The 20389-nt window shown below is 64.5% G+C and carries 17 protein-coding genes; 16 read left to right on the top strand and 1 reads right to left on the bottom strand.

The genetic code is table 11. The annotated features are described in order from the left end of the window. Window positions 1–23 precede the first annotated feature (23 nt). The 15 genes from bamA (at window position 24) to ispD (ending at window position 18199) form a co-directional block, all read left to right on the top strand. Window positions 24–2393, top strand: a complete 2370-nt coding sequence (gene bamA / locus QMX82_RS11730) for an outer membrane protein assembly factor BamA (RefSeq protein WP_208694443.1) — start codon at window positions 24–26, stop codon at window positions 2391–2393. Window positions 2394–2431: 38 nt separating this feature from the next. After that, window positions 2432–2935 (top strand): OmpH family outer membrane protein, encoded by a 504-nt coding sequence (locus tag QMX82_RS11725; protein ID WP_017639048.1) that lies wholly within the window; start codon window positions 2432–2434, stop codon window positions 2933–2935. Next, entirely contained in the window at window positions 2935–4008 is a 1074-nt protein-coding gene (lpxD, locus tag QMX82_RS11720) for a UDP-3-O-(3-hydroxymyristoyl)glucosamine N-acyltransferase (protein ID WP_410003709.1), read from the top strand. Before QMX82_RS11725 ends, lpxD begins: the two co-directional genes overlap by 1 nt. A gap of 45 nt (window positions 4009–4053) precedes the next feature. Next, window positions 4054–4494 (top strand): 3-hydroxyacyl-ACP dehydratase FabZ, encoded by a 441-nt coding sequence (fabZ, locus tag QMX82_RS11715; RefSeq protein ID WP_059314053.1) that lies wholly within the window; start codon window positions 4054–4056, stop codon window positions 4492–4494. Further along, complete coding sequence (gene lpxA / locus QMX82_RS11710) at window positions 4491–5267, top strand: acyl-ACP--UDP-N-acetylglucosamine O-acyltransferase (RefSeq protein ID WP_187978702.1); 777 nt, start codon at window positions 4491–4493, stop codon at window positions 5265–5267. The genes fabZ and lpxA overlap by 4 nt, the downstream gene beginning before the upstream one ends. 16 nt (window positions 5268–5283) lie before the next feature. Continuing rightward, window positions 5284–6411 (top strand): lipid-A-disaccharide synthase, encoded by a 1128-nt coding sequence (lpxB, locus tag QMX82_RS11705; RefSeq protein WP_208694932.1) that lies wholly within the window; start codon window positions 5284–5286, stop codon window positions 6409–6411. Continuing rightward, on the top strand, window positions 6411–7046 hold the full coding sequence (rnhB, locus tag QMX82_RS11700) for a ribonuclease HII (protein WP_208694445.1): 636 nt from the start codon (window positions 6411–6413) through the stop codon (window positions 7044–7046). Before lpxB ends, rnhB begins: the two co-directional genes overlap by 1 nt. 76 nt (window positions 7047–7122) lie before the next feature. Beyond that, entirely contained in the window at window positions 7123–10644 is a 3522-nt protein-coding gene (gene dnaE, locus QMX82_RS11695; RefSeq protein ID WP_208694446.1) for a DNA polymerase III subunit alpha, read from the top strand. Between the two features lie 140 nt (window positions 10645–10784). Next, window positions 10785–11735, top strand: coding sequence for an acetyl-CoA carboxylase carboxyltransferase subunit alpha (locus QMX82_RS11690; RefSeq protein ID WP_208694447.1), 951 nt, complete (start codon window positions 10785–10787; stop codon window positions 11733–11735). A gap of 10 nt (window positions 11736–11745) precedes the next feature. Beyond that, on the top strand, window positions 11746–13062 hold the full coding sequence (gene tilS, locus QMX82_RS11685) for a tRNA lysidine(34) synthetase TilS (RefSeq protein ID WP_208694448.1): 1317 nt from the start codon (window positions 11746–11748) through the stop codon (window positions 13060–13062). A 142-nt stretch (window positions 13063–13204) separates the two neighbouring features. After that, window positions 13205–14833, top strand: a complete 1629-nt coding sequence (locus QMX82_RS11680) for a CTP synthase (RefSeq protein ID WP_208694449.1) — start codon at window positions 13205–13207, stop codon at window positions 14831–14833. Window positions 14834–14835: 2 nt separating this feature from the next. Next, window positions 14836–15684, top strand: coding sequence for a 3-deoxy-8-phosphooctulonate synthase (kdsA, locus tag QMX82_RS11675; RefSeq protein WP_158892283.1), 849 nt, complete (start codon window positions 14836–14838; stop codon window positions 15682–15684). 79 nt (window positions 15685–15763) lie between these two features. Continuing rightward, window positions 15764–17053 carry a phosphopyruvate hydratase gene (gene eno, locus QMX82_RS11670; RefSeq protein ID WP_133859806.1) on the top strand — a complete coding sequence of 430 codons (1290 nt, stop codon included), beginning with the start codon at window positions 15764–15766 and terminating at the stop codon, window positions 17051–17053. 166 nt (window positions 17054–17219) lie between these two features. After that, window positions 17220–17498: a septum formation initiator family protein gene (locus tag QMX82_RS11665; protein WP_007159473.1), complete on the top strand. Its 279-nt coding sequence runs from the start codon at window positions 17220–17222 to the stop codon at window positions 17496–17498. Further along, on the top strand, window positions 17498–18199 hold the full coding sequence (ispD, locus tag QMX82_RS11660; RefSeq protein ID WP_282283594.1) for a 2-C-methyl-D-erythritol 4-phosphate cytidylyltransferase: 702 nt from the start codon (window positions 17498–17500) through the stop codon (window positions 18197–18199). Before QMX82_RS11665 ends, ispD begins: the two co-directional genes overlap by 1 nt. 48 nt (window positions 18200–18247) lie before the next feature. Here ispD and QMX82_RS11655 read toward each other — a convergent pair whose 3' ends face one another. After that, on the bottom strand, window positions 18248–19150 hold the full coding sequence (locus QMX82_RS11655; protein ID WP_208694933.1) for a LysR substrate-binding domain-containing protein: 903 nt from the start codon (window positions 19148–19150) through the stop codon (window positions 18248–18250). A 101-nt stretch (window positions 19151–19251) separates the two neighbouring features. Between QMX82_RS11655 and QMX82_RS11650 the strand changes: the two genes are divergently transcribed. After that, on the top strand, window positions 19252–20364 hold the full coding sequence (locus tag QMX82_RS11650; RefSeq protein ID WP_017639036.1) for an S-(hydroxymethyl)glutathione dehydrogenase/class III alcohol dehydrogenase: 1113 nt from the start codon (window positions 19252–19254) through the stop codon (window positions 20362–20364). Window positions 20365–20389: the final 25 nt, after the last annotated feature.

Raw genomic sequence — 20389 nt, 5'->3', positions numbered from 1 at the left:
GCCAGTTGGAATAAAAGGGACTCATGAAACGCCTGCTGCTACCTGCGGTAATAGCCGCGCTGATGATCGGCGAGGTACACGCCGAGTCCTTCACCATCTCCGATATCCGCGTCAACGGACTGCAACGAGTATCGTCCGGCAGCGTCTTCGGTGCCCTGCCGCTCAACGTCGGCGAGTCCGTCGACGACAACAAGTTGGCCGAAGCCTCGCGCTCGCTCTTCCGTACCGGATTCTTCCAGGACATCCAGCTGGGTCGTGACGGTAACGTCCTAGTCGTGAACTTGGTCGAGCGTCCCTCCATTTCCAGCATCACCCTGGAAGGCAACAAGGCGATCTCCAGCGACGACCTGATGAAGGGTCTCAAGCAGGCCGGCCTCGCCGAAGGGGAGATCTTCCAGCGTGCGACGCTGGAAGGCGTGCGCAACGAATTGCTGCGCCAGTACGTCGCCCAGGGCCGTTATTCGGCCAGCATCGACGCCGAAGTGGTGCCTCAGCCCCGTAACCGGGTGCAGCTGAAGATCACCATCAACGAGGGCGAGGTCGCGACCATCTCCCATGTCAACGTGGTGGGCAACACGGTCTTCCCCGAAGATGACCTCACCTCGCTGTTCGAGCTCAAGCCGAGCAACTGGTTGTCGTTCTTCCGTAACGATGACAAGTACTCCCGGGAAAAGTTGTCAGGTGACCTCGAGCGCCTGCGCTCCTATTACCTGGATCGTGGCTACATCAACATGGACATCACCTCGACCCAGGTGTCCATTACGCCCGACAAGAAGCACGTCTACATCACCGTCAACGTCAACGAAGGGCAGAAGTACACCGTTCGTGAAGTCAAGCTGTCCGGCGACCTCAAGGTGCCGGAGGAAGAGCTGCGCAAACTGATGCTGGTCCAGCCGGGCCAGGTCTTCTCGCGCAAGGTCATGACCAGCACCTCGGATCTGATCACCCGCCGACTGGGCAACGAAGGCTATACCTTCGCCAACGTCAACGGTCTGCCCGAGCCCCATGACGACGACCACAGCGTGTCCCTGACCTATGTGGTCGATCCGGGCAAGCGTGCCTACGTCAATCGCATCAACTTCCGCGGCAACACCAAGACCGAGGACGAGGTGCTGCGTCGCGAGATGCGTCAGATGGAAGGCGGTTGGGCTTCCACCTATCTCATCGACCAGTCCAAGACCCGTCTCGAGCGCCTGGGCTACTTCAAGGAAGTCAAGGTCGAGACGCCCCAGGTGCCTGGCACCGACGACATGGTCGACGTCAACTACAACGTCGAAGAGCAGCCGTCCGGCTCCATCACCGCCAGCATTGGCTTCGCCCAGAGCGCCGGTCTGATCCTCGGTGGTTCCATCAGCCAGAACAACTTCCTCGGTACCGGCAACCAGGTCAGCATCGGTCTGACCCGTTCCCAGTACCAGAGTCGCTACAACTTCAGCTTCACCGATCCCTACTTCACGCCGGATGGCGTGAGCCTGGGCTACAACATCTTCTATCGCAGCACCGACTACAGCAAACTGTACGACAGCGACGTCTCCTACTACTCGATCAACAGCCTGGGCACCGGTGTCACCCTGGGTTATCCGATCAGCGAGACCTCACGCCTGACCTATGGTCTGAGCGTGCAGAAAGACGAGATCAATCCGGGTACCTACAGTGCCGACGAGATCTACGATTTCGTCCAGCGCGAAGGGGACAACTTCACTAACTTCAAGGCCAGCATCGGCTGGTCGAGCTCGACGCTGAACCGTGGCGTCCTGCCGACCCGTGGTGCCTCCCAGAGCCTGACTGGCCAGGTCACCATTCCGGGCAGCGACCTGAGCTTCTACAAGCTCGACTACCGCGGCCAGCTGTTCACCCCGCTGACCGACAATACCGCGCTGCGCTTCCATACTGAGCTGGGCTATGGCGACGGCTATGGCAGCACCGACGGCCTGCCGTTCTACGAGAACTATTACGCGGGCGGCTTCAACTCTGTACGGGGTTTTGAAGACAGCAGTCTGGGTCCGCGGACTACTCCACCGAGAAACCCGGCGACTTACGCTAATCAAGGTCAGGGCTATCGCGATCGGGAGAACGATGAGGCCTTCGGTGGCAATGTCCTGATCACCGGTGGTGTGGAATACCTTTTCCCGCTGCCCTTCGTGAAGGATCAGAAGTCCCTGAGAACTGTGTTGTTCTGGGATGTGGGTAACGTGTTCAGCACCAAGTGCTATCTAAGCAGTACGCAGAATTGCGGCGACGTCAGCTTCTCCAACATGGCCAGTTCCGTTGGCGTCGGTGTGACCTGGGTTACCGCCCTGGGGCCGCTGAGCTTCAGCCTGGGCGTCCCGGTCAAGAAGCCGACCAACTCCGATCCGCAGGTCTTCCAGTTCTCGCTGGGTCAGACGTTCTGACCCAGGCAACACCTTTGCGCTTTACGCAGGAGTCAACTGTGCACAAGTACACCCGTTACGCTCTGTTCGCTGCCGTTCTCGTCGCCGCTCCGGTCTTCGCCGATACCAAGATCGCTGTCCTGAACTACCAGATGGCCCTGCTGGAATCCGATGCCGCCAAGAAGTACGCCGTGGATTCCGAGAAAAAATTCGGTCCCCAGTTGAACAAGCTCAAGGGTCTGGAAAGCTCCGCCAAGGACATTCAGGACAAGCTCAACAAGGGCGGTGACAAGCTGGCCCAGGCCGAGCGCACCCGCCTGGAGAACGACTTCCGCCAGAAGGCCCGTGACTTCCAGTTCCAGTCCAAGGAACTCAACGACGCCAAGGCCGCTTCGGATCGCGACATGCTCAAGCTGCTCAAGCCGCGCCTGGACAAGGCCGTGGAAGAGGTGCTGAAGAAGGGTGATTACGATCTGGTGCTCGAGCGTGGCGCCGTTGTTGACGTGAAGCCGCAATACGACATCACGCGCCAGGTCATCGAGCGCATGAACGCGGGTCGTTGATGAGTCATAGCACCTTTACGCTGGGCGAACTGGCGCTGTGGCTGGAAGGCCGCCAGTTGACCGTGGAACTACGCGGTTCGTCCGAGCGCCTGGTCACCGGTCTGGCTACCCTACCCGAGGCCGGTCCTGACCAGTTGAGTTTTCTCGCCAATCCGCAGTACCGCCGCTACCTGGTCGATACCCAGGCCGGGGCCGTGCTGCTGACGGACAAGGACGCCGACGGCTATGCCGGCGATGCCCTGATCCTGGCGAATCCCTATCTGGCCTATGCGCGGCTTTCCCACCTGTTCGATCGCAAACCGCGCAGTGCGGCGGGTATCCATCCCACGGCGCTGGTCGCGGCGGATGCCCAGGTCGATCCGACCGCGGCCATCGGTCCCTATGTGGTGATCGAGGCGCAGGCATGCATCGGCGCTGGCGTCAGTCTCGGCGCTCACTGCGTGGTGGGCGCGCGCAGCGTCATCGGTGCCGATAGCTGGCTGGCGCCGCGAGTCACGCTCTACCACGACGTGACCATCGGCGCGCGCGCCGTCGTGCAATCCGGGGCCGTGATCGGCGCCGAAGGCTTCGGCTTCGCCAACGAGCGTGGCCAGTGGCAGAAGATCGCCCAGCTGGGTGGCGTGCTGATCGGCGACGACGTCGAGATCGGTGCCAACACCACCATCGACCGCGGCGCCCTGGCGAACACGGTCATCAGCGATGGCGTCAAGCTCGACAACCAGATCATGATCGCGCACAACGTCCAGGTAGGTGAGCACACCGCCATGGCCGCCTGCGTCGGCATCTCTGGCAGTACCAAGATCGGCAAACACTGCACCATCGCCGGCGGCGTGGGCATGGTCGGTCATATCGAGGTGTGCGACCACGTGTTCGTCACCGGTATGACCATGGTGACCCGCTCGATTACCGAGCCTGGCGCCTATTCCTCCGGCACGGCCATGCAGCCGGCCGGTGAATGGAAGAAGAGCGCCGCACGGATTCGTCACCTCGACGACATGGCCCGCCGTCTGCAACATCTGGAAAAAATCGTTGCTACCGTGACCTCGCGGGATGACGCTGCTTCTGATGCTTGATTCTGCATCGGATGTTCCCCCTTTCTTAACAGGCCTTCCCCGACCATGATGGACATCAACGAGATCCGTGAATATCTCCCGCATCGCTATCCCTTTCTGTTGGTGGATCGCGTGCTGGAGCTGGATATCGAAGCCAAGCGCATTCGCGCCTACAAGAACGTCAGCATCAACGAACCGTTCTTCACCGGCCATTTTCCCCAGCACCCGATCATGCCGGGCGTGCTGATCGTCGAGGCCATGGCGCAGGCCGCCGGCGTACTCGGCTTCAAGATGATGAATTCCTCGCCGGCCGATGGCACCCTGTACTACTTCGTCGGATCGGATAAGCTGCGTTTTCGCCAGCCGGTGACGCCCGGTGATCAGCTGATGCTCGACGCTCGCTTCATCAGCACCAAGCGCGGTATCTGGAAGTTCGAATGCCGCGCCAGTGTGGACGACAAGCCGGTCTGCTCGGCTGAAATCATCTGTGCGGAACGCAAGCTATGACGTTGATTGACCCCAGGGCTATCGTCGACCCCAAGGCACGGCTCGCTGCCGATGTCCAGGTCGGCCCCTGGTCGATCATCGGACCCGATGTCGAGCTTGGCGAGGGGACCGTCGTCGGTCCTCACGTCATCCTCAAGGGGCCCACCGTGATCGGGCGTCACAATCGTATCTTTCAGTTCTCGTCCATCGGCGAGGATACCCCTGACCTCAAGTATCAGGGCGAACCGACCCGGCTGCGGATCGGCGATCACAACACCATCCGCGAAGGGGTGACCATCCATCGCGGCACCGTGCAGGATCGGGAAGAGACGACCATTGGCGATCACAATCTGCTGATGGCCTATGTGCACATCGGCCATGACAGCGTGATCGGCAATCACTGCATCCTGGTCAACAACACGGCCCTTGCCGGGCACGTGCATGTCGATGACTGGGCGATCCTGTCCGGCTATACCCTGGTGCATCAGTTCTGTCGCATCGGCGCCCACAGCTTTTCCGGCATGGGCACGGCCATCGGCAAGGATGTACCGGCCTATGTCACGGTGTTCGGCAATCCGGCCGAAGCCCGCAGCATGAACTTCGAAGGCATGCGGCGTCGGGGTTTCTCGGCCGAAGCCATCAAGGAATTGCGCCGCGCGTACAAGGTGGTCTACCGCCAGGGCCTGACCGTCGATGACGCCCTGCGCGAGCTGGAGCCGGTGGCTCAGCAGTTTCCCGAAGTGGCGGTGTTCCGCGATTCCATTTTGAGTGCGACGCGTGGCATCACCCGCTGAGTTCGCCCAGCGCCCGCTGCGCGTGGCGCTGGTGGCCGGGGAGGCGTCGGGTGATCTGCTGGGCGCCGGTCTGATGCAGGCGTTGCGCGAGCAACACCCGAATATCTCCTTCATGGGGGTGGGCGGTCCGCGGATGGAAGCCGAGGGCCTGGTGTCCGAATTTCCCATGGAACGCCTGGCGGTCATGGGGCTGGTCGAGGTGCTCGGCCGCCTGCGCGAACTCCTGGGGCGGCGCAAGGCGCTGATCTCCCAGCTGCTCGACGCCCGGCCCGACGTCTTCATCGGTATCGACGCCCCGGATTTCGTTCTCGAGATCGAAGCCCAGCTGCATCGCGCGGGCATTCCCGCCGTGCATTACGTCAGCCCGTCGGTCTGGGCCTGGCGGCAGAAGCGCGTATTGAAGATCCGCGATGGCTGCGACCTGATGCTGACCCTCTTCCCCTTCGAGGCGCGCTTCTACGAAGAGCAGCAGGTGCCGGTGCGCTTCGTCGGCCATCCGCTGGCCGACACCATTGCGCTGGACAGCGATCGCCTGGCGGCGCGGCAGGCCCTGGGTCTGCCGCAGGACGGCCAGGTCGTCGCCCTGCTGCCCGGCAGTCGCGGTGGCGAAGTAGGGCGCCTGGGGGCGCTGTTCCTCGATGCTGCCGCCCAGTTGCTGGTCGAGCGCCCGGACATGCGCTTCGTGCTGCCCTGTGCCAATGCCGCACGGCGGGCGCAGGTGGAACAGCTGCTGGAAGGACGGCCGCCGCTGCCGCTGTTGCTAACCGATGGCCGTTCCCATGAGGTGCTGGCCGCCTGTGACGGCGTGCTGATCGCCTCGGGCACCGCCACCCTGGAGACACTGCTGTTCAAGCGACCCATGGTGGTCGCCTATCGGGTGGCACCCCTGACCTATCTGATTCTCAAGCAGCTGGTGAAGAGTCCCTACATTTCGCTGCCGAACCTGCTGGCCGGGCGCAAGCTGGTACCCGAGCTGATCCAGCACGAGGCGACCCCGGAACGGCTGGTGGCCGAGCTTCTGCCTCTGCTGGAACAGCCACAGCAGCAGACCGATAGCTTCGCGGCTATCCATCTCAGCCTGAGGCGCGATGCCTCGGTGCAGGCGGCCGCTGCCGTGCTGGATCTCCTGCGGTCGCGCAGCTGATGCAACTGGGTCTGGATTTCAACCTGGTCGAGGCACTGGTCGCCGGGGTCGATGAAGTCGGCCGCGGTCCGCTGTGCGGCGCCGTGGTCACGGCTGCGGTGATCCTCGATCCGGGCAAGCCCATCCTCGGCCTGAACGATTCGAAGAAGCTGTCGCTGGCGCGCCGCGAAGCCCTGTTCGACGAGATCAAGGAAAAGGCCCTGGCCTGGTGCGTGGCCCGTGCCGAGGTCGCCGAGATCGACCAACTGAACATCCTGCACGCTACCATGCTGGCCATGCAGCGCGCGGTGGAAGGCCTGCAGGTGCAGCCGCGGCTGGCCCTGATCGATGGCAATCGCTGTCCCAAGCTGGCGGTGCCCAGTTCGCCGGTGGTGAAGGGCGACAGCCAGGTCCCGGCGATCGCCGCGGCCTCCATCCTGGCCAAGGTGACCCGCGATCGCGAGATGCAGGTGCTGGATGCCCTCTATCCGGGCTATGGCCTGGCCGGGCACAAGGGCTATCCCACCGCCGAGCACCTGGAGGCGCTCAGGCGCCTGGGGCCCACGCCCATCCATCGGCGTTCCTTCGCGCCGGTGCGTGACGCCTGGCACGCCCTCGAGACCCAGGCCTCCACCCAGATCATCGCGACCTACTGACGGCCGTCGCGGCGGTCTGACCCCGGGTCGACAATCCAGTACAATCTCGCGCCTCATGCATCAAGGGGTCTCTGCCATGTCCGCATCCTTCGTCCACCTGCGTCTGCACACGGAATACTCCCTGGTCGACGGGATCGTGCGGGTGAAGGGGCTGGTCAAGGCCGCCGAAGCGGCCGGGATGCCGGCCGTGGCGGTGACCGACCAGGGCAACCTCTGCTCGCTGGTCAAGTTCTACAAGGCCGCCATGGGCGCCGGGATCAAGCCCATCGCCGGGGCCGACATCTGGCTGGCCGGTCGCGATGGCGATGCGCCGCTGAGCCGCATGACCCTGCTGGTCATGAACGCCAAGGGCTATCGCAACCTCACCGAGCTGCTGTCGCGGGGCTTCCAGGAAGGGCAGCAGGATGGCCAGATCGTCATCCAGCGCGACTGGGTGAAGGCCGCCAGCGAAGGCCTGATTGCCCTGTCCGGTTCCAAGGAAGGCGAGATCGGCCAGGCGCTGCTCGAAGGCGACCTGGCCCTGGCCGACCAGTTGTTCGCGGAATGGCAGGAGGTCTTCCAGGAGCGCTTCTATCTGGAGGTGCAGCGCACCGAGCGCGTCGGTGACGAAGAGCACCTGCATGCCGCCGTGGCCCTGGCCGATCGCTGCGGTGGCGCCCTGGTGGCGACCAACGACGTGCGCTTTCTCAAGGCCGAGGACTTCGAGGCCCACGAGACCCGCGTCTGCATCGGCGAAGGCCGTCCGCTGGACGATCCCCGTCGCGAGCGCAAGTACAGCGACCAGCAGTACCTGAAGTCGGCGGCCGAGATGGCCGAGCTGTTCAGCGACCTGCCCGAGGCGCTGGAAAATACCGTCGAGATCGCCAAGCGCTGCAACATCGAGATCCAGCTGGGCAAGTACTTCCTGCCCAACTTCCCGATTCCCAACGGGATGACCATCAACGACTACCTGCGCCATGTGTCCTTCGAGGGCCTGGAAGAGCGCCTGGCCGTGCTCTGGCCGCGCGAGACCACGCCGAACTACGAAGAGAAGCGCCAGGAGTATGTCGACCGACTCAACTTCGAGCTCGACATCATCATCCAGATGGGCTTCCCCGGTTACTTCCTCATCGTGATGGACTTCATCAAGTGGGCGAAGAACAACGGCGTACCGGTCGGCCCCGGCCGGGGCTCGGGTGCCGGCTCCCTGGTGGCCTATGTGCTGAAGATCACCGACCTCGATCCGCTGGCCTACGACCTGCTGTTCGAGCGCTTCCTCAACCCCGAACGGATCTCCATGCCCGACTTCGACGTCGACTTCTGCATGGACGGTCGCGACCGGGTGATCGAGTACGTGGCCGACCTGTACGGCCGCGAGGCGGTGAGCCAGATCATCACCTTCGGCACCATGGCGGCCAAGGCGGTGGTGCGCGACGTGGCGCGGGTGCAGGGCAAGTCCTATGGCCTGGCCGATCGCCTGTCGAAGATGATCCCCTTCGAAGTGGGCATGACCCTGCAGAAGGCCTTCGAACAGGAAGAGGTGCTGCGCGACTTCCTGGCGACCGACGAGGACGCCAAGGAGATCTGGGACATGGCTCTGAAGCTGGAAGGCATCACCCGCGGCACCGGCAAGCACGCCGGGGGCGTGGTGATCGCGCCGACCAAGCTGACCGACTTCTCGCCCATCGCCTGCGACGAGGACGGCAACGGCCTGGTGACCCAGTTCGACAAGGACGACGTCGAGCAGGCCGGCCTGGTCAAGTTCGACTTCCTTGGTCTGCGTACCCTGACCATCATCAAGTGGGCGCTGGAGACCATCAACCGCACGGAAGTGGAGGAGGGGCGCGAGCCGCTCAACATCGACTTCATTCCGCTGGACGACAAGCCGACCTACGCCCTGTTGCAGAGGGCCGAGACCACCGCCGTCTTCCAGCTGGAATCCCGCGGCATGAAGGAGCTGATCAAGAAGCTCAAGCCGGACTGCCTGGAAGACCTCATCGCCCTGGTGGCGCTGTTCCGCCCCGGTCCGCTGCAGTCGGGCATGGTGGACGACTTCATCAACCGCAAGCACGGCCGCGCCGAGCTGGCCTATCCGCATCCGGACTACCAGTACGACGGCCTGCAGCCGGTGCTGGCGCCCACCTACGGCATCATCCTCTACCAGGAACAGGTGATGCAGATCGCCCAGGTCATGGGCGGCTACACCCTGGGCCAGGCGGACATGCTGCGCCGGGCCATGGGCAAGAAGAAGCCCGAGGAGATGGCCAAGCAGCGCGGCGGCTTCATCGAGGGCTGCGCCAACAACGGCATCGATGGCGAGCTGGCGGGCAACATCTTCGACCTGGTGGAGAAATTCGCCGGCTACGGCTTCAACAAGTCGCACTCGGCCGCCTATGGTCTGGTTTCCTATCAGACCGCCTGGCTGAAGACCCATTTCCCGGCGCCCTTCATGGCGGCGGTGCTGTCGGCGGACATGCACAACACCGACAAGGTGGTGATCCTCATCGAGGAATGCCGCCACATGAAACTGCGCATCGACACGCCGGACGTGAACATCTCCGAGTTCAAGTTCACCGTGAACGAGGGCGGGCGCATCGTCTACGGCCTGGGCGCCATCAAGGGTGTGGGCGAGGGGCCGGTGGAGGCCATCGTCGAGGCGCGTGCCGAGGGACCCTTCAAGGACCTCTTCGATTTCTGCGCGCGGGTGGATCTCAAGCGTATCAACAAGCGCACCCTGGAAGCCCTGATCCGTTCCGGTGCCCTGGACCGCCTGGGGCCGCACTATCACGATGAGCTCAAGGCCTATCAGGCGACCATCGACCAGAATCGCGCCGTACTGCTGGCGGCCATGGAAGAGGCCATCGCCTCGGCCGAGCAGACCGCCCGCAGTCACAACAGTGGTCACGTGGATCTCTTTGGTGGCGTCTTTGCCGAACCCGAGGCCGACGTCTATGCCAACCACCGCCGCGCCCGCGAGCTCAATCTCAAGGAGCGCCTGCGCGGGGAAAAGGAAACCCTGGGGCTGTACCTGACCGGTCACCCCATCGAGGAATACGAAGGCGAGGTCCGGCGACTGGCGCGCCAGCGCATCGTCGACCTCAAGCCCTCGCGCGAAACACAGACCGTGGCCGGGCTGATCGTCAACCTGCGGGTGATGAAGAACAAGCGCGGCGACAAGATGGGCTTCGTCACCCTGGACGATCGTTCCGGGCGCATCGAGGCCTCGCTGTTCGCCGAAGCCTTCAATGCCGCCCAGGCGCTGTTGCAGACCGATGCCCTGGTGATCGTCGAGGGCGAGGTCAGCCAGGACGACTTCTCCGGTGGCCTGCGCCTGCGCGCCAAGCGGGTACTTGGGCTGGAGGAAGCCCGGACCGCCCTGGCGGAAAGCCTCAGGATCGCCGTACGCAGCGAGGCGCTGGCCGGCGATCGGCTGCGCTGGCTGGGCGAGTTGTGCGGTCGCCATCGCGGCGCCTGTCCGGTCACCATCGACTATCAGGGGCCCACCGCGCGGGCGCTGCTGCAGTTCGGCGAGAACTACCGGATCGACCCGGCCGATGGCCTGATTCAAACCCTGCGTGACCAGTTCGGCAGGGAGAACGTCTTTCTGAACTATCGTTAAGTCCGAGCGCCTCGTGCGCTCCGTCCCAACCCTCGCCAGCGGCGGGTGCCGGTGACGTGGCAGGAGTCTCGACCTGTCCCGTCCGATCCCTTAAGGTAGGCGCCCCGGCCCCTGGCTCTAGATTGTAATAACGGATGCCCATGAACCCGAACTATCTCGATTTCGAACAGCCTATCGCCGATCTCCAGGCCAAGATCGAAGAACTTCGACTGGTCGGTAACGACAATGCGCTGAACATCAGTGACGAGATCGCCCGGTTGCAGGAGAAGAGTCAGGCGCTCACCAAGAGCATCTTCAGCGACCTGTCCAGCTGGCAGGTGGCCCGTCTGGCCCGGCATCCGCTGCGTCCCTATACCCTCGACTACATCAGCTACCTGTTCAGCGATTTCGAAGAGCTGCACGGTGACCGCCACTTCGCCGACGATCCGGCCATCGTCGGTGGCATCGCCCGCCTGGAAGGTGGTCCGGTGATGATCATCGGTCACCAGAAGGGCCGTGAAGTGCGCGAGAAGGTCCGCCGCAACTTCGGCATGCCGCGTCCGGAAGGCTATCGCAAGGCCTGTCGCCTGATGGAAATGGCCGAGCGCTTCAAGATGCCGATCCTGACCTTTATCGACACTCCCGGCGCCTACCCGGGCATCGACGCCGAAGAGCGCGGTCAGAGCGAGGCGATAGCCTGGAACCTGCGGGTCATGGCGCGCCTCAAGACCCCCATCATCGCCACCGTGATCGGCGAGGGTGGTTCCGGTGGCGCCCTGGCCATCGGCGTCTGCGACCAGCTCAACATGCTGCAGCATTCCACCTACTCGGTGATCTCGCCGGAAGGTTGCGCCTCCATTCTGTGGAAGACCGCCGAGAAGGCTCCCGATGCCGCCGAGGCCATGGGCATCACCGCCGAGCGGCTGAAAAGCCTGAACATCGTCGACCAGGTGATCGACGAGCCTCTGGGCGGTGCCCACCGCGATCCCCAGACCATGGCCAACAGCCTGCGCAGCGCACTGCTGGAGCAGCTGGATGAACTCAAGGGCTACGACCTGCCGGCGCTGCTGGACCGTCGTTACAAGCGCCTGATGAGCTACGGCATTTCCTGATACCGCGGCCATGAGTCTGCTGGACCGGCTGCACGCCCGCCTGGAGCGGCAGCCGCCCACCTGTCATTGGCGGGTGGGCTTCTCCGGCGGACTCGACTCCACCGTTCTCCTGCACCTCTGCGCACGACTGCGCGCGCGCGGCCTGCTGACCGACCTGCAGGCGGTGCATGTGCACCACGGCCTGCAGGCCGCGGCGGATGCCTGGGTCGCGCATTGCACCCGGGTCTGCCAAGGGCTGGGCATTCCTCTCGCTGTCCTGCACGTCCGCACCGATGGCGCCGCCAGTCTCGAACGGGCCGCCCGCGAAGCGCGCTATATCGCCTTCGCCCGGGTGCTGCCGGAGGATGGCTGCCTGGTGCTGGGTCAGCATCGCGACGATCAGCTGGAGACCCTGTTGCAGCGGCTGGCACGCGGCGCGGGCGTGAAGGGCCTGGCCGGCATGCCGGAGAGCCGACCGCTGGCTGCCGGGCGCCTCTGGCGTCCCTTGCTGGACGAGCCCCGCGCCGCACTGCTGGCCTATGCCGAAGCCGAAGGGCTGGACTGGATCGAAGACCCCAGCAATGCCGATACCGGACTGGATCGCAATTACCTGAGACACGCGGTGCTGCCACGGTTGCGCCAGCGCTGGCCAGGGGTCGATCAGGTCATGGCGCGCAGCGCCCGTCACCTGGCCGAAGCCGACGAACTGCTCGGCGAACTGGCCAGCCTGGATCTGCGGCAGGCCCGGCTCGTCGCCCAACCCTTCCCCTGGATTCCCTTGCCCAGTCTGGCCCTGGCGCCCTTGCAGCGCTTAAGCGAGGCCCGCCAGCGCAATGCCCTGCGCGCCTGGCTGGATGCGCTGACGCGCCAGCCCGACAGCGCCCATTGGGCCGGCTGGCAGGCGGTGCGCGAGGCGGGCACGGCCAGCGATCCCGTCTGGCGCCTCGAAGGCGGCAGTGTGCGCCGTGGGGCCGGGCGGATCTGGTGGGTGCCGGACGCCTGGCAGGTCATGCCCTCTCCCCAGCCGGTCGCCGCTCGGGTCAGCACCCTAAAACTGAGGGGCAATGGCCGCCTGATCTTTACCGGGCAGGCCGTCGAAGCCGGCTGGCGAATCGGCTATCGCCAGGGCGGCGAGCGACTGGTCGTAGCCGGTCGCGGCAGTCGCGATCTCAAGCGCCTGCTCAACGAGCGGGAGGTCCCGCCTTTCCTGCGCGGCCGTTTGCCGCTGCTCTGGCGAGGCGACGAACTGCTGGCCGTGGCCAATCTGCCCGGTCTGAGTGCTCTGCCAGGGGGAGGGCGGCTTGAGTGGCAGCCCGCAGACGGCATGGGTGGGTTTGAGCTGGGATGACCTTTAGGCTAGACTACGCTCCCGTCTTATACCGCATTTTCCGCTCGCTCCGAGTGGACGGTGTGCATTGGTCCGGCGCCAGGCCGACCGCTCTCGCTTTCATCGGCGGCTCTCCGCCTCAACGCAGATTCTAGGAATTTTCATGACGCGCTTTATTTTCGTCACGGGCGGTGTTGTTTCTTCTTTGGGGAAAGGCATCGCCTCGGCTTCCCTGGGCGCCATTCTGGAAGCGAGAGGGCTGAAGGTCACCATGCTCAAGCTGGATCCCTACATCAACGTGGATCCCGGCACCATGAGTCCCTTCCAGCACGGCGAGGTGTTCGTCACCCATGACGGCGCCGAGACCGACCTGGACCTGGGTCACTACGAGCGGTTCATCCGCACCACCGTGACCCAGAACAACAACTTCACCACCGGTCGCATCTACATGGACGTGCTGCGCAAGGAGCGTCGTGGCGACTACCTGGGCGCCACCGTGCAGGTGATCCCGCACATCACCGACGAGATCAAGCGACGCATCATCAAGGGTGCCGGCGATGCCGACGTGGCCCTGGTGGAGATCGGCGGTACCGTCGGTGACATCGAGTCGCAGCCCTTCCTCGAAGCCATCCGCCAGTTGCGGGTGGAGATCGGGGCGCGCCGCGCCATGCTGATGCACCTGACCCTGGTGCCTTACATCGCCACCGCCGGCGAGACCAAGACCAAGCCGACCCAGCATTCGGTCAAGGAGCTGCGCTCCATCGGCCTGCAGCCCGATGTGCTGATCTGCCGGTCCGACCACACCGTCGACAGCTCCTCGCGTCGCAAGATCGCGCTCTTCACCAACGTCGAAGAGCGCGCGGTCATCTCCCTGGAAGACGTCGACACCATCTACCGCATTCCTTCCGTGCTGCATGCCCAGGGCCTCGACGAGTTCGTCATCGAGCGCTTCGGCCTGGAGTGCAAGCCGGCCGATCTGTCCGAGTGGGATCGCGTGGTGGACGCCAAGCTCAACCCCGAGCAGGAAGTCACCATCGCCATGGTCGGCAAGTACATGGAACTGCTCGACGCCTACAAGTCGCTGATCGAGGCCATGACCCACGCCGGCATCCAGAGCCGCACCAAGGTCAACCTGCGCTATATCGACTCCGAGCACATCGAGCAGCAGGGTACCCATCTGCTCAAGGGCGTGGACGCCATCCTGGTTCCCGGCGGCTTCGGCCTGCGCGGCGTGGAAGGCAAGATCGCCACCGTGCAGTACGCTCGCGAGAACAAGATTCCCTACCTCGGCATCTGCCTGGGCATGCAGGTGGCGGTGATCGAATTCGCCCGTAACGTGCTGGGCTGGAAAGACGCTAACTCCACCGAATTCGACAAGGCCAGCGGGCACCCGGTGGTCGGCCTGATCACCGAGTGGCAGGACGCCACCGGCGCCACCGAGACTCGCAGCGAAGGCTCCGACCTGGGCGGCACCATGCGCCTGGGCGCTCAGGAGTGCCAGCTGAGCGACGGCACCCTGGTGCACGACTGCTACCGTCAGGACGTCATCATCGAACGCCATCGTCACCGCTACGAGGTCAACAACAACCTGCTGCCGCAGATCCAGGCCGCCGGCCTGAAGATCTCCGGTCGCTCGGGCGACGGCGCCCTGGTGGAAGTGGTGGAAGCCCCGGACCATCCCTGGTTCGTCGCCTGCCAGTTCCACCCGGAGTTCACCTCCACCCCGCGGGACGGCCATCCGCTGTTCAGCGGCTTCGTCAACGCCGCCCTGCGTTACGCCAAGAAGGATTGAGCATGACCGTGCAGAAGATCGTCCGCGTCGGCAACATCGAGATCGCCAACGACAAGCCCTTCGTGCTGTTCGGCGGCATGAACGTGCTGGAATCCCGTGACCTGGCCATGCAGGTCTGCGAGCAATACGTCAAGGTGACCGAGAAGCTCGGCATCCCCTATGTCTTCAAGGCCAGCTTCGACAAGGCCAACCGCTCCTCGGTGACCAGCTATCGCGGTCCGGGCATGGAAGCCGGTCTGCGCATCTTCGAAGAGCTCAAGGCCACCTTCGGCATGCCGGTGATCACCGACGTCCACGAGCCCTACCAGGCGGCTCCGGTGGCGGCGGTGTGCGACATCATCCAGCTGCCGGCCTTCCTCTCGCGGCAGACCGATCTGGTGGTGGCGATGGCCAAGACCGACGCCGTGATCAATATCAAGAAGGCGCAGTTCCTCGCGCCCCAGGAGATGAAGCACATCCTCGCCAAGTGCGAAGAAGCCGGCAACGACCAGCTGATCCTCTGCGAGCGGGGCTCCTCCTTCGGCTACAACAACCTGGTGGTCGACATGCTCGGCTTCGGCGTCATGAAGAGCTTCGGCTACCCGGTGTTCTTCGACGTGACCCATGCCCTGCAGATGCCGGGCGGTCGCGCCGATTCCGCCGGCGGCCGCCGCGCCCAGGTCACCGACCTGGCCAAGGCCGGCATGAGCCAGGGCCTGGCCGGTCTGTTCCTCGAAGCCCATCCGGATCCCGAACATGCCAAGTGCGACGGCCCCTGTGCCCTGCGCCTGGAGAAGCTGGAGCCCTTCCTGGCCCAGCTCAAGGCGCTGGACGAGCTGGTGAAGTCGTTCACGCCGATCGAAACTGCCTAAGCGGCGGCTGAACCAAAACGCCCAGGCGCAGCCGAAGGCTGATCCGTCAATGACCGGTAACATGGAGATCGATACAAAAATGGCTAACATCGTCGACATCAAGGGACGTGAAGTCCTGGATTCCCGCGGCAACCCCACCGTTGAAGCGGACGTTATCCTGGACAATGGTATCGTCGGTCGCGCCACCGCGCCGTCCGGCGCGTCCACCGGTTCGCGCGAGGCACTGGAGCTGCGCGACGGCGACAAGAGCCGTTATTTGGGCAAGGGCGTGCTGAAGGCCGTGGGCAACATCAATGGCCCGATCCGTGACCTGCTGCTGGGCAAGGATCCGAGCGACCAGAAGGCCCTGGACCGCGCCATGATCGAGCTGGACGGTACCGAGAACAAGGCCAAGCTGGGCGCCAACGCCATCCTGGCTGTGTCCCTGGCGGCTGCCAAGGCCGCTGCCGAAGACCAGGACCTGCCGCTCTACGCCCACATCGCCAACCTGAACGGCACTCCCGGTCAGTACTCCATGCCGGTGCCGATGATGAACATCATCAACGGCGGCGAGCATGCCGACAACAACGTCGACATTCAGGAATTCATGGTCCAGCCGGTCGGCGCCAAGAGCTTTGCCGACGCCCTGCGCGTGGGTGCCGAGATCTTCCATCACCTCAAAGCCGTGCTCAAGGCCCGGGGCCTGAGCACCTCCGTGGGTGACGAAGGCGGCTTCGCGCCGAACCTGGCTTCCAACGCCGACGCCCTGGCCGCCATCGCCGAAGCGGTGAAGAACGCCGGCTACGCGCTGGGCACCGACGTGACCCTGGCCCTGGACTGCGCTTCCAGCGAATTCTACAAGGACGGCCAGTACGACCTGTCTGGCGAGGGCAAGGCCTTCGACGCCAACGGTTTCGCCGACTACCTGGCCGGGCTGACCGAGCAATTCCCGATCATCTCCATCGAAGATGGCATGGACGAGTCCGACTGGGCCGGCTGGAAGGCGCTGACCGACAAGATCGGCAGCAAGGTGCAGCTGGTGGGCGACGACCTGTTCGTCACCAACACCAAGATCCTCAAGGAAGGCATCGAGAAGGGCATCGGTAACTCGATCCTGATCAAGTTCAACCAGATCGGTTCCCTGACCGAGACCCTGGAAGCCATCCAGATGGCCAAGGCCGCCGGCTACACCGCGGTGATCTCCCACCGCAGCGGCGAGACCGAAGACTCCACCATCGCCGACCTGGCCGTGGGCACCGCCGCCGGTCAGATCAAGACCGGTTCGCTGTGCCGCTCCGATCGCGTCTCCAAGTACAACCAGCTGCTGCGCATCGAAGAGCAGCTGGGTGCCAAGGCGCCTTACCGCGGCCGTGCCGAGTTCCGCAGCTAAGGGCTGTGCGACCGGGGAGGCGCTGACTCGCGTCAGCGCTTCCCGCCACGTCCGACGGACCACAGGATAGATGCCCAGTTTACAAGCGTAGAGCTGGGCTTCTATCCTGTTTTCGTCTCTGCCGCCGCCTTTGCGGCATCCGCCGTCCGCGAATCCGTTATCTCCCATGCGAAGTCCCTACTGGCTGTTCCCCTTCCTGCTCCTGCTGCTCGGCGGTCTTCAGTATCGCCTGTGGGTCGGTGATGGCAGCTTCGCCCAGGTGCGCGAACTCAAGCAGCAGATCGCCGACCAGAATGGTGAGAACAAGCGCCTGCTGGAGCGCAATGAGATCCTCGAAGCCGAGGTCGTCGAGCTCAAGAAAGGTATGGAGACCGTCGAGGAGCGTGCCCGCCACGAACTCGGCATGGTCAAACAAGGCGAAACCCTCTTTCTGCAATCCAAATAATGTCCCTTCTGCCTTCCTTCTGGGCGGTCATCCCCGCCGCGGGCGTGGGTGCGCGGATGCGTGCCGACCGACCCAAGCAATACCTCGACCTGTGCGGCCGCAGCCTGCTGGAGCGCACCCTCGACTGTTTTCTCGACCATCCGCGCCTGCGCGGCCTGGCGGTGAGCCTGGCGCCGGAAGACCCCTGGTGGCCGACGCTGGCCTGCGCCCGTGATGCCCGCATCCTGCGCGCCCCGGGCGGTCGCGAGCGCGCCGACTCGGTACTCGGTGGCCTGCTGCTGCTGAACGAGCAGGGCGCCACCGACGGCGACTGGGTACTGGTGCACGATGCCGCGCGGCCCAATCTCTGTCGCGAGGATCTGGACCGGCTGCTGGCCGAACTGGCCCAGGACCCGGTAGGTGGTCTCCTGGGCGTGCCGGCGCGGGATACCCTCAAGCGCGTTGGCCGCGATGGCCGGGTGAGCGAAACCGTGGATCGCAGCCAGGTCTGGCTGGCCTATACGCCGCAGATGTTCCGTCTCGGTGCCCTGCGTGACGCCCTGAGCGCCGGCCTGGCAGCGGGCGCCGCCATCACCGACGAAGCGTCGGCGATGGAATGGGCCGGGCATGCGCCGCGGCTGGTGGAAGGCCGGGCGGACAACATCAAGGTCACCACCCCCGAAGACCTGCAGCGACTGCAACAGGTCTTCGCCGAGGCCTAGGATCCAGGCCCGCAGCGGCCCATCGCTGAAAAGACGCGCTCGCTGCGCTCAACCCGCCGGGTAGCGAGTTCCTGGGCGCGGGGTGCCCAGGCCCTGCTTGAGGTGCTCCACCAGCAGGCGAATCTTCGGTGAGAGAAAGCGCCGCTGCGGATAGAGCGCCCAGACCGCGCTGTTGGGCGGCTGACGATTGTCCAGCAGGGCGCGCAGCTCGCCGCGGGCCAGATGCGGCTGCACGTAGTAGTCCGGCAACTGGCACAGACCGAAGCCGCGCAGGGCGGCGTCGAGCACCGCCTGGCCGCTGTTGCAGCGCCAGGAACCCTGGACCCGGTGCAGCACCTCGCGCTCGTTTTCGCGAAAGCTCCAGATGTCGCTGGTGCCGACCAGGCAACGATGGCGACTCAGCTCGGACAGGGTATGGGGCGCGCCGAAGCGTTCCAGATAGCTGGGTGCGGCGCACAGATAGAGTTCGCGCGGCGCCAGACGCGTCGCCACCAGGCGGGAATCGGCCAGGCGACCCAGGCGGATGGCCAGATCGTAGCCCTCGTGCAGGAGGTCGACGGTGCGGTTGGTCAGGTCCAGCTCCAGACTCACCTCGGGATGGCGGGCGAGGAAATCGTTGACCAGGGGCACGACGAAACGCTCGCCATAGGTCACGGCGCAGGTCATGCGGATCAGCCCCTTGGGCTGGCTGGATAGATCGCTGACCTCACGCAGGGCTTCGTCGCGCGCCTCCTGCAGACGGCGACAGTGCTGCAGAAAGGTGTGGCCGGCTTCGGTGAGGGCGACACTGCGGGTGCTGCGATAGAGCAGGCGCGCCTGCAGACGCTCTTCCAGGCGAGCGATCTGGCGACTGACATGGGAGGTCGAGGTGCCCAGCCGATCGGCGGCCTGGCCGAAGTGCAGGGTGCTCGCCACCGCGACGAATTCATCGATGCCCTCCCAGCCCATGATTGTTTCCCTGTAGCAAAAATGAATTCCAGTATGCCCGATTGTTTCAGAAATTCTGGCGTCTAAACTGGTCACCTCGTTTTTTCGTCCCTCTGGAGTCGACCATGATCAAGTCCCGCGCCGCCGTAGCCTTCGCGCCCAACGAGCCCCTGAAAATCGTCGAAGTGGACGTCGAGCCGCCCAAGGCCGGTGAGGTACTCATCCGCATCGTCGCCACCGGCGTCTGCCATACCGACGCCTACACCCTGTCCGGCCAGGACTCCGAGGGCGTCTTTCCCTGCATCCTCGGTCACGAGGGCGGTGGCATCGTCGAGGCGGTGGGCGAGGGCGTGACCTCGGTCGCCGTGGGCGATCACGTCATCCCGCTGTACACCGCCGAATGCGGCCAGTGCAAATTCTGCAAATCCGGCAAGACCAACCTCTGCAGCTCGGTGCGCGCGACCCAGGGCAAGGGCCTGATGCCCGACGGCACCACCCGCTTCTCCTACAACGGCGAGCCGATCTACCACTACATGGGCTGCTCCACCTTCTCCGAGTACACGGTGCTGCCGGAGGTCTCGGTGGCCAAGATCCCCGCCGAGGCGCCCCTGGAAAAGGTCTGCCTGCTGGGCTGTGGCGTGACCACCGGCATCGGCGCCGTGCTCAACACCGCCAAGGTGGAAGAGGGCGCCACTGTTGCGGTTTTCGGTCTGGGTGGCATCGGCCTGGCGGCCATCATTGGTGCCAAGATGGCCAAGGCCAGCCGCATCATTGCCATCGACATCAATCCATCCAAGTTCGACATCGCCCGCGAACTGGGCGCCACCGACTTCGTCAATCCCAAGGATCACCAGAAGCCGATTCAGGAGGTCATCGTCGAGCTGACCGACGGCGGCGTCGACTACAGCTTCGAGTGCGTCGGCAACGTCAACCTGATGCGTGCGGCCCTGGAATGCTGCCACAAGGGCTGGGGCGAGTCGGTGATCATCGGCGTGGCCGGGGCTGGCCAGGAGATCAGTACCCGGCCGTTCCAGCTGGTGACCGGTCGCGTCTGGCGCGGCAGCGCCTTCGGTGGCGTCAAGGGCCGCAGCGAGCTGCCCGGTTATGTACGCAAGGCGCAGAGCGGCGAGATCCCGCTGGACACCTTCATCACCCACACCATGGGCCTGGAGCAGATCAACGAGGCCTTCGAGCTGATGCATGAAGGCAAGAGCATCCGCACCGTCGTCCACTACTGATCGCCAGGCGGGCGCCCTGGGGCGC

Source organism: Pseudomonas sp. PS02302 (assembly GCF_029959585.1).
Taxonomy (GTDB): domain Bacteria; phylum Pseudomonadota; class Gammaproteobacteria; order Pseudomonadales; family Pseudomonadaceae; genus Chryseomonas; species Chryseomonas aestiva.
The sequence above is the reverse complement of the archived record's forward strand: the minus strand, read 5'-3'. Positions and strand labels throughout refer to the sequence as shown.

Coding starts and splice junctions, on each gene's coding strand:
- bamA (WP_208694443.1), top strand. CDS start 24: ATGAAACGCCTGCTGCTACCTGCGGTAATAGCCGCGCTGATGATCGGC.
- lpxD (WP_410003709.1), top strand. CDS start 2,935: ATGAGTCATAGCACCTTTACGCTGGGCGAACTGGCGCTGTGGCTGGAA.
- fabZ (WP_059314053.1), top strand. CDS start 4,054: ATGATGGACATCAACGAGATCCGTGAATATCTCCCGCATCGCTATCCC.
- lpxA (WP_187978702.1), top strand. CDS start 4,491: ATGACGTTGATTGACCCCAGGGCTATCGTCGACCCCAAGGCACGGCTC.
- rnhB (WP_208694445.1), top strand. CDS start 6,411: ATGCAACTGGGTCTGGATTTCAACCTGGTCGAGGCACTGGTCGCCGGG.
- dnaE (WP_208694446.1), top strand. CDS start 7,123: ATGTCCGCATCCTTCGTCCACCTGCGTCTGCACACGGAATACTCCCTG.
- QMX82_RS11690 (WP_208694447.1), top strand. CDS start 10,785: ATGAACCCGAACTATCTCGATTTCGAACAGCCTATCGCCGATCTCCAG.
- tilS (WP_208694448.1), top strand. CDS start 11,746: ATGAGTCTGCTGGACCGGCTGCACGCCCGCCTGGAGCGGCAGCCGCCC.
- QMX82_RS11680 (WP_208694449.1), top strand. CDS start 13,205: ATGACGCGCTTTATTTTCGTCACGGGCGGTGTTGTTTCTTCTTTGGGG.
- kdsA (WP_158892283.1), top strand. CDS start 14,836: ATGACCGTGCAGAAGATCGTCCGCGTCGGCAACATCGAGATCGCCAAC.
- eno (WP_133859806.1), top strand. CDS start 15,764: ATGGCTAACATCGTCGACATCAAGGGACGTGAAGTCCTGGATTCCCGC.
- QMX82_RS11665 (WP_007159473.1), top strand. CDS start 17,220: ATGCGAAGTCCCTACTGGCTGTTCCCCTTCCTGCTCCTGCTGCTCGGC.
- ispD (WP_282283594.1), top strand. CDS start 17,498: ATGTCCCTTCTGCCTTCCTTCTGGGCGGTCATCCCCGCCGCGGGCGTG.
- QMX82_RS11650 (WP_017639036.1), top strand. CDS start 19,252: ATGATCAAGTCCCGCGCCGCCGTAGCCTTCGCGCCCAACGAGCCCCTG.